Here is a 13,547-nt window from a genome sequence, read left to right on the forward strand (position 1 = left end):
GCCTGTGCCCGCAGCGAAGGCCGGTTCGGCGCGCACGGGCACCCGTCGCTGGTCTCGGAGCCGCGGCGTCGTCGGCGTCTTCAGCGCCCTCGCGGTCGTCGGCTTCGCCGGCGCGCTCGTCGCTCCGACCGGGGTAGCACTGGCCGCGCCGGCACCGGAGGAGTCGCCGGACTCGGCGTATTCGCTCGCGCTCGCTGACACGCAGAACCTCACCGTCACCGTCGAAGGTGCCGAGATCGCGCCGGTCGTGCGCGGAGGCTTCGAAGTGTACGTGAAGCCGAAACCGGCTCCCGTCCCCACGGTTGCTGCAGCGCCCAAGACCGGGTCGTCCGGCGGTTCATCCCGCGGCGCGCTTCCTCCGTACACGGGTGGTGGGGCTCCTGCGGAGTGGATGGCCGCCGCCGGTATCGCGCAGAGCGACTGGCAGTACGTCGACTACGTCGTATCGCGTGAGAGCGGCTGGAACCCCAACGCCACGAACAAGTCGTCAGGGGCATGTGGACTGGTGCAGGCTCTGCCCTGCAGCAAGGTTCCCGGCAACGGCTACAACCCGGTCGACAACCTCCGCTGGGCGACGGGCTACGCGACCGGCCGCTACGGCAGCTGGGCCGGCGCCTACAACTTCTGGGTCAACAACCACTGGTGGTGAGCAGGCACGATGCCCCGCTCTCGCAGACGCCCTTCGGCGCGCCCTGAATCCGAGGACTCATTCGATCGTCTCCTCGCCGGCTGGAAGCGCACCGAGACTCGACGTGGCAGCGAGTGGACCGTTCAACCGGTGTCGGCCGCGCAGGCGCAGAAGGAGTACGTGTGCCCCGGCTGCGGCCGGGGCATCGTCGCCGGGACAGCTCATCTCGTCGCCTGGCGTGCGGACGGGGTACTCGGGGACGCCGCTGACCTGGCGGCCCGTCGGCACTGGCACACGCGCTGTTGGAGGCTTGCATGACCATCGAGATCCGTGGACCGCTGGAGTTGCCCGCACGACGCGAGGACATCGAACTGATCACGGCGGACGGCCTCACCCTCGTCGGGGAGCTCTCTCAGCCCGAGGACGCACCACCGGTCGCGACGCTCGTGACGTTGCATCCCCTGCCGACCGCCGGCGGCTTCATGGACTCGCACATCATCCGGAAGGCGGCCGCACGGCTGCCCGCCCTCGCAGACCTGGCCGTCCTGAGGTTCAACACGCGAGGCACCACATCCCCACGAGGCACCAGCGACGGGAGTTTCGACGGGGGAGCCGCTGAACAGTTCGACGTGGCCGCCGCGATGGACTTCGTCCGCGAGCGCGCTCTACCGCGCCCCTGGCTGCTCGGATGGTCCTTCGGCACGGAGCTCGCTCTGAAGTACGGCCGGGAGCACGACATCGAAGGCATCATCCTTCTCTCGCCGCCGCTGCACCGCGCCACGCCGGAAGAGGTCGCCGCCTGGGCGTCGACCGACCGCACCGTCGTGGTCCTGGTGCCGGAGCTCGACGACTATTTGCGTCCGGCCGAGGCAAAGGACCGCTTCGCCTCGATTCCGCACGCCACGCTCATCGCGGTGGAGGGCGGCAAGCATCTCTGGGTGGGCGAGACGCAGACGCGGCGCGTGCTCACCGAGATCGTCGCGGCGGTCAACCCCTCCGCATTGCCTCTCGCCACCCACTGGCCCGCCGACGACTGAGAGGCTGACGGTCTCGACGTCAGAGCTCGTTCATCCGAGGGATGAGCACCTGGCGGTAGATGATCAGGATGCTCGCGGCCACGGGGATCGCGATCAGAGCGCCGAGGAGGCCGAGCAGGCTTCCTCCGGCGAGGGCCGCCACCACGACCACGGCACCGGGCACCGATACGGCGCGGCTCATGATGCGAGGCGAGATGATGTACGCCTCGATCTGCATGTAGATCAGGTAGTAGATCGCGGCGGCGATGGCGGTCGCCGGGGAGCCGAGTCCGGGGATGAGACATACCAGCACGATGATCGTCGAGCCGGTGAGCGTGCCGACGAGCGGGATCAGCGAGAAGAAGAAGGCGATCACGGCCAGGACGGCGGGGAAGGGCGCATCGATGATCGAGAGGTAGATCGCGCTGAGCACACCGTTGAGCACACCCTGCGATACCTGGCCCATGACGTAATAGCCGACCGAGTCGGTGATCTGCTCCGACAGGTCGATGAATCGATCGCGCTTCGACGCGGGCGCGAGCTGGTAGACAGCGCGCTTGAGCGACGGCGTCGATGCCGTCAGGTAGATCGTCAGGATCAGGACGATGAACGCTCCGAACAGACCGCCCAGCACAGCGCCGCTGGCAACGAGCACGCCCTGACCGATGGATCCGCCGATCTCGGCGAGGTTGCTCGTCAACCAGTTGGTGACGTACGTGAACACATCGTCGACGAGAAGGTTCGGGAAGGCGTCCTGTATCCACTCTTTGAGATCGGGGATCAGATTCCCGCGCTGGACGATCGCCGAGATCTGGGCGACCAGCTGGGAGATCTGGTCCACCAGGACCGGGAGGACGATGAGCACGATGCTCACGAAGACGCCGAGCACCGCGAGGATCGTCACCAACACGGCCGCCCAGCGGGGGAGCCGTCGGCGTTCGAGGAACGAGACGAGCGGGTCGAGTCCGAGACTCAGGAACAGGGCGGTGCCGAGATAGAGCAGCACGGTGGAGAGATTCTGCACGCTGTTGATCAGCAGGATCCCCAACCCCACGCCGAGCGTCGCCACCAGGGCGGTGCGGAAGGGATTGTGGATCTTCATCGGAGACTCCTCGGGACGGCTCCCGCAAGATTATCCAGACGCGCTTCGTCGGCGCGGACGACGTGCCGGTCCAGCCGTCACTGCGTCTGCTCGTGGGCAACACACAGCTGATTTCGCTAGTCTGAAATGTCGAGTGTTGCGTCGCGGACAGAGGTCCGTGATGCGTGAGGAGACTATTCGTGCGTTTCGTATGGGCCGTGGTGGCCTTCGTGCTGGCTGCCGTACTGATCGGTGCAGGGATTGCTCAGCGCACCATCTTCATGGGCCCCTCCACTCAGAAGACCCAGGTCGAGATCAGTGAACCGGCACCGTTCGTTCTCATCGACGGCGATGTTCTTCGAGCGAATCCCGGTGCCCAGACACTGATCGTCCGTGGGCAGGGCGAGATCTTCGGCAGCTACGGTCGCACGGCCGACATGGAGGCCTGGCTCGCGGACTCCGACTACAACCAGGTCACGATGAAGAAGGACGGCGATCTGGCCGTCAAGCACATCGCCGCCTCCGACTCCGAGACCGACACGTCCACCGATGCTCCGAGCGACGGACAGGCCGATCCGTCAGAAGGCGCTCCGACGGGCCGTGACCCGCGCGGCTCCGACCTCTGGCTCGACTCCTTCGTCAAGGAGGATCGCCTCACCGCGGAGAACATGCAGCTTCCCGAAGGCACGAGTCTGCTCGTCGCCTATGACGGGACCGCCGACGCTCCCGATGACATCGTGGTGTCCTGGCCGCTCGACAACTCGACCCCGTGGGCCGGACCGCTCATGGTCGCGGGTGGGGTCATGCTGCTGCTCGGCCTCATCCTCTACGTCCTGGCCATCCGGCATCAGCGTCGGGGCCGTGGTCCGCGTCGCAAGGGACCCGGTCCGCTACCGATCACCGAGCCCATCGACCTCGCCACGCTTCCGCCCGCGGAGCGCGCGGCGATCGAAGACAGCGAGTCCGCCACGGCGACGGCCCCCGCGGAGTCGAGTCCACGGCAGGACGACGATGCGGAGGAGGCCGAGATCGTGGACGAGGGTAAAGACCCCGGCTCCAAGACATCGATGCGAGCCGCGACCGTTCGTCGTCGGCGCCGTCTTCTCGTGATCCCCGCGCTCGGGCTCACAGCCATACTCGCAGCCGGTTGCTCGTCCGACTCCTGGCCGCAGCTGGGCGACGCCTCGCCGACCCCCTCGCCGAGCCCCACGGTGGTCGCACCGGAGAACCAGAAGCCGCCGGCGGTCACCGAAGCTCAGGCCAAGCGCATCCTCAAATCTCTCGCCGGCACCGTGAGTGAGGCCGACGCAGCCCTCGATCTCGATCTGCTCGCGACGCGCTTCGAAGGACCCGCACTCGCGACCAGGACGACGGAGTACGCGTTGCGGACGAAGATCCCGGAGACGGTGCCGCCCGCCGCCATCCCGACCGACGACGTGGAGGTCGTGCTTCCCGAGGCGACCGACCAGTGGCCTCGCACCGTCCTGATGCTGTCGAAGACGGGAGACGACACCGTGCCGCCCGTCGTGCTCACGATGACGCAGGCCGACCCGTGGTCGAACTACAAGGTTTCGCACATGGCGGAGATGTCTGCGGACGCCGCCTTCCCGGAAGTCGCTGCATCCTGGCTCGGCACGTCTCTCGTGCCGTCCGACTCGGCCTTCCTCACTATCCCTCCTGCCGATCTGGCCACGACGTTCGCCGACGTCGTCGATCAGGGGGAACAGAGCGCGTCGTACGGGAAGTTCGACGATCTCGCCCTCACCTACGCGAAGTCGATCACCGACAGCCGTCAGGCCGTGGTCCAGGCGCTCGCGGACAAGGGTGCCGCCGAAACCTCGAAGGCGGCCTTCGATATGGCCGCGACGCAGGATGCCCCCATCTCGATGACGACTCTCGACAGCGGAGCCATCGTCGCCGTCACCCTCACCGATACGGAAACAGTGACGCCGACCGGCGAGGACGTCTCCATCCGCTTCGGTGACAACGCGCAGGCGAAGGCGCTCACCGACGCGACCGAGTCGGCGAAGGGCGTCGAGACGACCTACGAGTTCCAGCTGTTCTTCTCGGTCCCTGCCAAGGGATCGACGGAGCAGATCCGGCTCCTGGCAGCCCACCAGGACCTCCTGTCCGTGAAGGTGATCAAATGAGTGAGATCTCTCCCGCCGCCCTGCGTGGTGCCGTGGACCTGTCGAGCCTCCGCAACCGGCCGGCAACTCCGACCGAGGCGGCCTCCGCACCGCCTGTCGCCGATGTCGTCGTCGATGCGACCGACGAGACGTTCGGACAGATCCTCGAGCTCTCGCGGACCGTCCCCGTGGTCGTCGACCTCTGGGCGGAGTGGTGTGGTCCGTGCAAGCAGCTGAGCCCGATCATCGAGAAGGTGACGCGCGAACTCGGGGGACGAGTGCTGCTCGCCAAGGTCGACGTCGATGCGAATCCCCAGCTCGCCCAGAGCTTCCGCGCGCAGTCGATCCCGATGGTGGTCGCGCTGATCGCCGGGCAGCCCGTGCCCATGTTCACGGGTGCCGTGCCCGAGCAGCAGGTGCGCGATGTGTTCGCCCAGCTGCTCCAGGTGGCGGCCCAGAACGGTGTCACCGGGTCGCTCTCGGTGTCCGAGGAGGGTGCAGAGCCGGCGCCCCCCGCAGAGCCGGAGCTTCCACCGCTGCACGCTGAGGCGTTCGCAGCGATCGAGCTCGGGGACTACGCGGCGGCCATCACGGCCTATGAGAAGGCGCTCGCGGAGAACCCCCGTGACGCGGACGCGATCGCGGGGCTCGGCCAGGTGCGCCTCCTCGACCGCGTGCAGGGCCTCGATCTGCAGGCGGCGCGCGCTGCGGCAGCGGATGGCCCGCTCGATGTCCAGGCGCAGTTCGACGTGGCCGACCTCGATCTCGCCGGGGGACACTTGGAAGACGCCTTCGGCAGGCTGCTCGACCTGTTCGCGCAGCTCCCGGCGGATCAGCGCACTCCGGTGAGGGAGCGTCTTGTCGAGCTCTTCGGACTCATCGGCGCGGAGGATCCGCGAGTGGTGTCGGCGCGCAACCGACTGTCGTCGCTGCTCTTCTAGGGCGACGTTCTCCGGTACCGTTCTCGGCCCTGGCGCGCGTACGCGCCAGGGCGTCTCAGCCGTGGTTGACGGTCGGCACGTGTGGGTCGGACTGGTACCGCAGCCACAGAGTGGACAGCGCAGGCAGCGTCAGGCTCGCGACAGGAGCGCCGCCTTCTAGCGGCTTCGCGTACACCAGGCCGAGGTTCCCCGATCCGCGGCCCCCGTAGTCGGCGGCATCCGTGTTGAGCACCTCCTGCCACACGCCCTCGCGGGGCAGGTTGAGCTGGTAGCCCGTGCGTTCCACGCCGGCGAAGTTGCTGACGACGACCAGGCGCCCCCCGTGGGCGTCACGTCGTTCGAAGGCGATCACCGTGGGATCCCAGCTCGGCGCTCCGAGACGGCTGAACGACGAGCCGTCGTTGTCGCGCTCCCACAGCGGCGCCTGCGCCCGGTAGGAGCGGTTCATTGCCCCGACGAAGTCCTGCAGCTGCGCGTGTGAGGGCTGGTCGAGAAGCCACCAGTCCAGCTCCCGACCCTCCGACCACTCGGCGAGCTGACCGAATTCCTGCCCCATGAAGAGCAGCTTCTTGCCGGGATGACCCCACATGTAGGCGAGATACGCGCGGACGTTCGCGAGCTTGTGCCAGTGATCGCCCGGCATCTTGGCGAGCAGACTGCCCTTGCCGTGCACGACTTCGTCGTGACTGATGGGAAGCAGGTAGTTCTCTCCGAAGGCGTACACGAAGGAGAAGGTCATCTCGCCTTCATGGTGACCGCGGTACATCGGGTCGCGGGCGATGTACTGGAGCGAGTCGTTCATCCACCCCATGTTCCATTTGAAGCCGAACCCCAGACCCGCGTGATCGGTCGGAGCAGTGACCCCGGGGAAGCTGGTCGACTCCTCCGCGATCATCAGGATCCCCGGGTGCAGCCGGTACGAGGTGGCGTTGACCTCCTGCAGGAAGCGGATCGCCTCGAGGTTCTCGCGTCCGCCGTGGATGTTCGGCTCCCATTGGCCGGGTTCGCGCGAGTAGTCGAGATAGAGCATGGAGGCGACCGCGTCAACGCGAAGGCCGTCGACGTGGAACTCCTCGAGCCAGTAGAGCGCGTTGGCGACGAGGAATCCCCGTACCTCCGGCCTGCCGTAGTCGAAGATCAGCGTCCCCCAGTCCTGGTGCTCTCCCCGTCGCGGATCGGGGTGCTCGTAGAGCGGCTGTCCGTCGAAGCGGGCGAGGGCGAAGGCGTCCTTGGGGAAGTGACCCGGCACCCAGTCCATGATGACGCCGATGCCTGCCTGGTGCAGCCGGTCGATGAGGTAGCGGAGGTCGTCGGGGCTGCCGAAACGACTGGTCGGGGCGTAGTACCCGCTCACCTGGTATCCCCAGGATCCGCCGAAGGGGTGCTCCGCGAGCGGCATGAACTCGACATGGGTGAATCCCGCGTCCGTCACGTGCTGGATGAGCGGATCCGCGATCTCGCGATAGCCAAGTCCACCTCGCCACGATCCGACGTGGACCTCGTAGACCGACAGCGGTTGCGCGACGGCATGGGTGGCCGCCCTCCTGGTCATCCAGGCGCCATCGGACCAGGAGTGGGAGGAGGTGGTCACCACGGACGCTGTGTCCGGCGGCACCTCCGCCGCGAGCGCCATCGGATCGGCCTTGAGGATCCACGCGCCGTCGCGGGTGCGGATCTGATACTTGTACCTGGTGCCGATCGGGATCCCGGGGACGAAGAGCTCCCAGACGCCGCTGACTCCCATCGAGCGCATGGCGTGCGACTCGCCGTTCCAGCCGTTGTGGTCACCGACCACGCGCACCGCTGAGGCATTCGGGGCCCAGACGGCGAATGAGGCGCCGATCTCTCCGTCGAAGGTGCGCACGTGTGCTCCCAGCACCTCCCAGAGACGTTCGTGACGCCCCTCAGCGATGAGGTGGAGGTCGAGGTCGCCCAGAGTCGGGGGATGGCGGTAGGGGTCGCCGACGACCGTCTCCTCGTGATCGCCGTACCGCGTCGCGATCCGATACGGGAGTGGAGGGCCGTCGTGCTGAGCTTCCCAGATGCCGTGCGCCACATGGGAGAGTTCGAGCCTGCTCCCGTCGGCGAACACGGCAGCGACCGCACCTGCGAGGGGGCGTCTCGCCCGGATGACGGTGACGGTACGATCAGCGGCATCCTTGTGCGCGTGCGCTCCGAGAACCGCGTGCGGATCGTGATGCGTGGCCGCTGAGATCGCCTCCCACTCGGTGGATGCCGCGACGTCTTCGGTGTAGCTCATGATCGCTCCCTCACCTTCAGGATGTGCACCGGCTCGGCGAACGCGTCGAGTCGTACGTAGTTGTGGTCGCTCCAGGTCCAGATCGCTCCGGTGAGGAGATCCTCCACCTCGAAGGCTTCCCCCAGCGGGATTCCCCATTGCGTCGTGTCGAGGTGCACGGTCGTCTCGCGAACCGAGTGCGGATCGACGTTGGCGACCACGATGATGGTGTCCGGGCGTCCGGTACCGGTGAACTCGGCAGCAAGGTGCTTGCTGTAGACGAGAACGGCGTCGTCGTCGCTCCAGTGCACCCGGAAGTTGCGAAGCTGCTGCAGCGCCGGGTGTGCCTCCCGGATAGCGTTGAGTCTGCGCAGGAGGGGAGCGAGCGATTCGCCTCTGGCTTCGGCTCCCGCCCAGTCGCGGAACTTGAACTCGTACTTCTCGTTGTCGATGTTCTCTTCCGAGCCGGGCCTGGCGACGTTCTCGAACAGCTCGTATCCGGCGTACACGCCGTAGACGGGGCCGGCCGTCGCCGCGATGCAGGCCCGGATACGGTAGGCCGCCCTGCCGCCGAACTGCAGGTACTCGGTGAGGATGTCATGCGTGTTCATGAACAGGTTCGGACGCATGTAGTCGGAGGTCTCCTGCGACACCGACGTCAGGAACTCCTCGAGCTCCGCCTTCGTGTTGCGCCACGTGAAGTAGCTGTAGCTCTGCTGGAAGCCCACGGCCGCGAGCGCGCGCATGACCGCCGGGCGTGTGAACGCCTCAGCCAGGAAGATGACGTCGGGGTCGGCCGCATTCACCTCGGCGATGAGCCACTCCCAGAACTGGAGCGGCTTGGTGTGCGGGTTGTCGACGCGGAAGATCTTCACGCCCTGCGCAACCCAGTGCTGCACGACGCGCAGCATCTCGGCGTAGATGCCCGCGGGATCATTGTCGAAGTTGAGCGGGTAGATGTCCTGGTACTTCTTCGGCGGGTTCTCGGCGTAGGCGATCGTCCCGTCGGGGAGGGTCGTGAACCACTCAGGATGCTCCTGCACCCACGGGTTGTCGGGAGAGGCTTGCAGCGCAAGATCGAGAGCGACTTCCAGGCCCTCCTTCCGGGCTGCACGCACGAAGGCGCGGAAATCCTGGGCCGAGCCGAGGTCCGGATGGATGGCGTCGTGTCCGCCCTCCGCTGCGCCGATCGCGTACGGGGAGCCCGGGTCTCCCGGTTCGGCCGCGAGGGTGTTGTTGCGGCCCTTGCGGTTGGTCGTGCCGATCGGATGGATGGGGACCAGGTAGACGACGTCGAACCCCATGGCTGCGACCTCGGGCAGCCGTCGTGTCGCCGTACGGAACGTACCGCTCCTGACCGTACCGTCCTTGAGGCGTCTGGCGCCCTCGGAGCGCGGGAAGAACTCGTACCAGGCGCCGACACCCGCGGCGCGCCGGTCGACGTCCAGCATCTGGGGGAGTGTGACGGAGCGCAGCGACGTGACAGGACGCTCTCGGAAGATCTGTGCGAGCTCTGCATCCGTCGAAAGGGCGATGGTCGTCGCGGCATCTCCGTTGCGGAGCGAGAGGGCATCAGCGGCCAGTCGTCTCCGCTGCGCTGCAGGACGGTCCTTCTCAGCGGCGGCGGTGGTGAGGAGATCGGCGCCGAGCGCCGCCATGACCGGGACGTCGACGCCGGCCGCCACCTTCAGCGCGGCGGCGTGGGCCCAGGTCGCGAAGTCGTCGGAGAAGGCTTCGAACCGGTAGCTCCAGGAGCCCTGCTCGTCGAGCGCGATCTCCGCCACCCACGCGTCGGTGCCGTCATCGCGCGGCGTGAGGCGATGCAGGCTCTCTTCGCCGGAGGGCGATGTGAGGCGGACATGCACGCCGATGATGTCGTGCCCCTCTCGGAACGCGACCACCCGGAACGGGACGACCTCGCCGACGAAGGCCTTCGGAGTGAACCCGCCAGGGACGGTGGGCGCAGGCTCGAGGAGCGGGATACGCGTCGTCCGCAACGAGCCGGGAGCATCTGCTCCGTCCGCGGCGCGCGCCGGGATCTGAGCGGGGCTCCGAAGAGCCGAGGACCGAGTACCAGCACGAGCAGCCACCTCCCGAATGTACCGCGCGGACGTGGTGGCGGGTAGCGCGCAGGATGGTGCGTCGGCCGCCGGACTCATTCCACGCGGAAAAGCCTCATCGACGTGCCGGACACCGGAAGGACATCGCCGGGTGCGAAGACCTCGGCGTCGTCAGAGGGACGTTCCTGCGCGCTCGACCACAGCGAGACGAAGCGCGTCGCTCCATCAATCTCCTCGGGGAGACGGACATCGACGGGGGACTCGGTTCCGTGCACGATGAGCAGGATGCGGTTGTGCGCCTCGGTATCAGGCGTGGAGGCGGCGACGTACTGCAGCGTTCTGTTGCCGGGGTCGGCCCATTGCTCCTGTTCCATCGTCTCGCCGTTCTGGTCGTACCAGTCCATCACCGAGGCATTGGGAATATGCTCGCCGAGTCGCGCATAGCGGCTGGGGCGCAGTGCGGGGTTCTCCTGACGAAGGCGGATCAGGCGCGAGACGTGGGCGCGCAGGTCCTCTTGCCACGGCTCGAACTCCCAGCCGAGCCAGGTGAGCACGGAGTCCTGAGCGTAGGCGTTGTTGTTGCCTCGCTGGGTGCGGCCCACTTCATCGCCGGCAGTGAGCATCGGGATACCTGCAGAGAGCAGAAGGGTCCCCAAGAGGTTCCGCATCGCCTTGCGGCGGGCGGCGAGGATCGCCGGGTCGTCGGTGGGCCCCTCGACGCCGTGGTTGAAGGCGCGGTTCATATCGGCGCCGTCGCGGTTGTGCTCGCCGTTCGCCTCGTTGTGCTTCACGTCGTAGGAGACGAGATCATGCAGGGTGAATCCATCGTGGGCGGTCACGAAGTTCACGCTGGCGAGCGGGCCGCGGTCTTCGCTGAACGTGTTGGAGGATCCGGCGAGGCGGGTCGCGAACCCGCCGATGCCGACCGGGGCGGACGCGCGGCGCGCGTAGTCGATGTCACTCAACCAGAAGTTGCGCACCCTGTCGCGATAGCGGTCGTTCCATTCATGCCAGCCGGCGGGGAAGTTCCCCGTCTGCCAGCCACCGAGGCCCACATCCCACGGTTCGGCGATGAGCTTGGCGTCTGCGAGGACGGGATCATCCGCGATGGCGGCGAGGAGCGGGTGCTCCGGCGAGTAGGCGTGCGTCTCGTCTCGCGCGATGGCGGTGGCGAGGTCGAAGCGGAACCCGTCGATCTGCATCTCCTGCGCCCAGTAGCGCAGCGAGTCCAGCACGAGTCTCGCGCCCGCAGCGGTCGATGTGTTGAGGGTGTTGCCGCAGCCCGTGGTGTCGATGTAGATCCCGGACTCGTCCTGACGGTAGTAGCTCGCGTTGTCGATGCCCCGCAGGCTCGATCTGGGGCCGCCGATACCCTCCTCCGAGGTGTGGTTGTACACGACGTCGAGGATCACTTCGAGCCCCGCCTCGTGCAGCAGCCGCACCATGCCCTTGAACTCGGCCAGTACGGCTTCGGGGCCCGCCTTCCGAGCCTCCTCCGTCGCGTAGGCGGTGTGCGGAGTGAAGAAGTTCAGGGTGTTGTAGCCCCAGTAGTTCGTGAGTCCGCGTTCGAGGAGTCGTGGTTCCGGCACGAAGGCGTGCACAGGCAGCAGCTCGATCGAAGTGATGCCCAGCTCGTGGAAGTACTCGATCATCGCGGGGTGCGCGAGACCGGCGTAGGTGCCGTGCAGCGCGGGTGGGACGTCCGGGTGACGCTTCGTGAGCCCCTTGACGTGACCTTCGTAGATCACGGTGCGGTCCAGGGGCACGCGCGGCTTCTGCGAGTCGCCCCAGTCGAAACCGTCGACGATGACGACCGAGCGCCATTCCTCGTACCCGTCTCCTTGCGCGAGGCCGCGAGCGTAGGGGTCCAGCAGCAGGGTCTCCGGGTTGAAGGTGTTGCCCGGGCCGTGTGGGCCGCTGACGCGGATCGCGTAGCGAACCCCCGGCTGGAGCATCTCCGTCGTGACTTCCCAGATCCCCCCTGGCAGCCGCTCGAGCGCCACTTGATCGGTCGCCCAGTCGAGATCGGTCGCGTCGAAGACGACCAGTTCGACGGATGAGGCGTTCTGCGACCAGACACGCAGTGTGCCGACACCGTCGTGCAGACGGACGCCGAGGTTGTCGAGGACGGGGCCGCCGGGCGCGGTGAGGTCTCGGGACGCGGGCATGAGTACACATTAGGCGTGATGTGTTGCCGTCTCATGACAAGGAGGACCCGGTCCCAGGCGCGAAGGCCCTCTCCCGACGGTTTCGCGAGAGAATCGAAGGATGCGGCACTATCTCGACCACGCGGCGACCACGCCCCTGCGCCCCGAAGCGCGTGAGGCGTGGCTGGCAGCGTCGGAGACGGTGGGCAACGCCTCCTCGACTCATGGCGCCGGCCAGGACGCACGACGGCTTCTCGAGGAGTCCCGTGAGCGCGTGGCGGCGGTGCTGGAGGCCGACCCGATCGAGATCGTGTTCACCTCAGGCGGCACCGAATCGATCAACCTGGCGTTGCAGGGTTTGTGGCGCGCCCGGCCCACGGGGACGTCGGCGATCGTGATGCCCGACGCCGAGCACCACGCGACCACGGACACCGTCGCAGCGCTCCTCGATGAGGGGGCGGAGGTGCGACAGGTGCCGGTCTCGCCCTCGGCGCGCATCGTCCCGGAGCGCTTCGCCGAGGCTCTTCCCGGAGCTGCCCTCGCCACGGCCCTGGTGGCGAACAACGAGGCCGGGACGATCAACGACGCACGGTCGCTTGCGGCAGGGTCCGCCGGTGCCGGAGTTCCCCTCCACCTCGACGCGGTCGCTGCGCTCGGCCACGTGCCCTTGTCGTTCCGAGGCCTTCGAGGAGAGGCGGACAGCGGGGTCGGGCTCGTCGCGATGAGCCTCGCCGGTCACAAGATCGGCGCACCGGTGGGGGTCGGGGTGCTCGTCACCGCCCGCTCCGCCCGGCTCACGGCGTTGCTACGCGGGGGAGCCCAGCAACGAGGCCTGCGCGCCGGCACACAGGATGTCGCCGGAGCCGCCGCCCTCGCCGTGGCTCTCGAACTCGCGGAGCACGAACGACAGGACGAGGCTGCGCGTCTCAGTGCGCTGCGCGACCGCCTCGTGGCCGGGATCGTTGCCGCGGTGCCGACGGCCGAGCTCCTGGGCGACCCGACCGACCGTCTTCCCGGCAACGCGCACATGCTGTTCCCGGGTGCGGTGGGGGAGAGCCTGCTGTTCCTGCTCGACGTCGCAGGGGTGGCGGCGTCGACCGGATCAGCCTGCCAGGCGGGCGTGGCCGAACCTTCGCATGTCGTGATGGCGATGGGACGCCCGGAGCGCGACGCCCGCAGCGTGCTGCGCTTCTCGCTCGGGCGGACATCGACCGAGAGCGACGTCGATGCCGTGCTCGGTGCGATCGCCGAGGCGTACACGCGCGCATCCGGCGCCGGCACAGCCGCACGCTCGTAGACTGGTCGT

10 protein-coding genes are annotated in these 13,547 nt (G+C 67.7%); 6 read left to right on the plus strand and 4 right to left on the minus strand.

The genetic code is table 11. From position 1 onward, the window contains the following. Positions 1 to 4 precede the first annotated feature (4 nt). The 3 genes from HDC31_RS08665 to HDC31_RS08670 are packed head-to-tail and all read left to right on the plus strand — an operon-like array spanning position 5 to position 1,665. Positions 5 to 649 carry a transglycosylase SLT domain-containing protein gene (locus tag HDC31_RS08665; protein ID WP_046747097.1) on the plus strand — a complete coding sequence of 215 codons (645 nt, stop codon included), beginning with the start codon at positions 5 to 7 and terminating at the stop codon, positions 647 to 649. A gap of 9 nt (positions 650 to 658) precedes the next feature. Next, positions 659 to 946, plus strand: coding sequence for a hypothetical protein (locus tag HDC31_RS20225; protein ID WP_113681927.1), 288 nt, complete (start codon positions 659 to 661; stop codon positions 944 to 946). Continuing rightward, positions 943 to 1,665 (plus strand): alpha/beta hydrolase, encoded by a 723-nt coding sequence (locus HDC31_RS08670; protein ID WP_058630617.1) that lies wholly within the window; start codon positions 943 to 945, stop codon positions 1,663 to 1,665. The genes HDC31_RS20225 and HDC31_RS08670 overlap by 4 nt, the downstream gene beginning before the upstream one ends. A gap of 19 nt (positions 1,666 to 1,684) precedes the next feature. Here the strand turns inward: HDC31_RS08670 and HDC31_RS08675 are convergent, their stop codons facing one another. Further along, positions 1,685 to 2,746 (minus strand): AI-2E family transporter, encoded by a 1,062-nt coding sequence (locus tag HDC31_RS08675; RefSeq protein WP_046747060.1) that lies wholly within the window; start codon positions 2,744 to 2,746, stop codon positions 1,685 to 1,687. A gap of 179 nt (positions 2,747 to 2,925) precedes the next feature. Here HDC31_RS08675 and HDC31_RS08680 point away from each other — a divergent pair, with 179 nt between their 5' ends. Together HDC31_RS08680 and HDC31_RS08685 are read left to right on the plus strand one after the other, a co-directional pair. Continuing rightward, complete coding sequence (locus HDC31_RS08680) at positions 2,926 to 4,875, plus strand: hypothetical protein (protein ID WP_058630618.1); 1,950 nt, start codon at positions 2,926 to 2,928, stop codon at positions 4,873 to 4,875. Next, positions 4,872 to 5,795 (plus strand): tetratricopeptide repeat protein, encoded by a 924-nt coding sequence (locus HDC31_RS08685; protein WP_179516016.1) that lies wholly within the window; start codon positions 4,872 to 4,874, stop codon positions 5,793 to 5,795. The genes HDC31_RS08680 and HDC31_RS08685 overlap by 4 nt, the downstream gene beginning before the upstream one ends. Before the next feature lie 55 nt (positions 5,796 to 5,850). Here the strand turns inward: HDC31_RS08685 and glgB are convergent, their stop codons facing one another. The 3 genes from glgB to glgX all read right to left on the minus strand — a co-directional run bounded on the left by glgB (position 5,851) and on the right by glgX (position 12,262). Then, on the minus strand, positions 5,851 to 8,055 hold the full coding sequence (glgB, locus tag HDC31_RS08690; RefSeq protein WP_113681930.1) for a 1,4-alpha-glucan branching protein GlgB: 2,205 nt from the start codon (positions 8,053 to 8,055) through the stop codon (positions 5,851 to 5,853). Then, positions 8,052 to 10,124, minus strand: a complete 2,073-nt coding sequence (locus HDC31_RS08695; RefSeq protein ID WP_308472270.1) for a maltotransferase domain-containing protein — start codon at positions 10,122 to 10,124, stop codon at positions 8,052 to 8,054. The genes glgB and HDC31_RS08695 overlap by 4 nt, the downstream gene beginning before the upstream one ends. A 65-nt stretch (positions 10,125 to 10,189) precedes the next feature. Continuing rightward, positions 10,190 to 12,262: a glycogen debranching protein GlgX gene (gene glgX / locus HDC31_RS08700; RefSeq protein WP_127012217.1), complete on the minus strand. Its 2,073-nt coding sequence runs from the start codon at positions 12,260 to 12,262 to the stop codon at positions 10,190 to 10,192. A gap of 100 nt (positions 12,263 to 12,362) precedes the next feature. Here glgX and HDC31_RS08705 point away from each other — a divergent pair, with 100 nt between their 5' ends. Further along, positions 12,363 to 13,538, plus strand: coding sequence for a cysteine desulfurase family protein (locus HDC31_RS08705; RefSeq protein ID WP_179516017.1), 1,176 nt, complete (start codon positions 12,363 to 12,365; stop codon positions 13,536 to 13,538). The last annotated feature ends 9 nt before the right edge of the window (positions 13,539 to 13,547 follow it).

Source organism: Microbacterium sp. JAI119 (genome assembly GCF_013410135.1).
Taxonomy (GTDB): domain Bacteria; phylum Actinomycetota; class Actinomycetes; order Actinomycetales; family Microbacteriaceae; genus Microbacterium; species Microbacterium oxydans.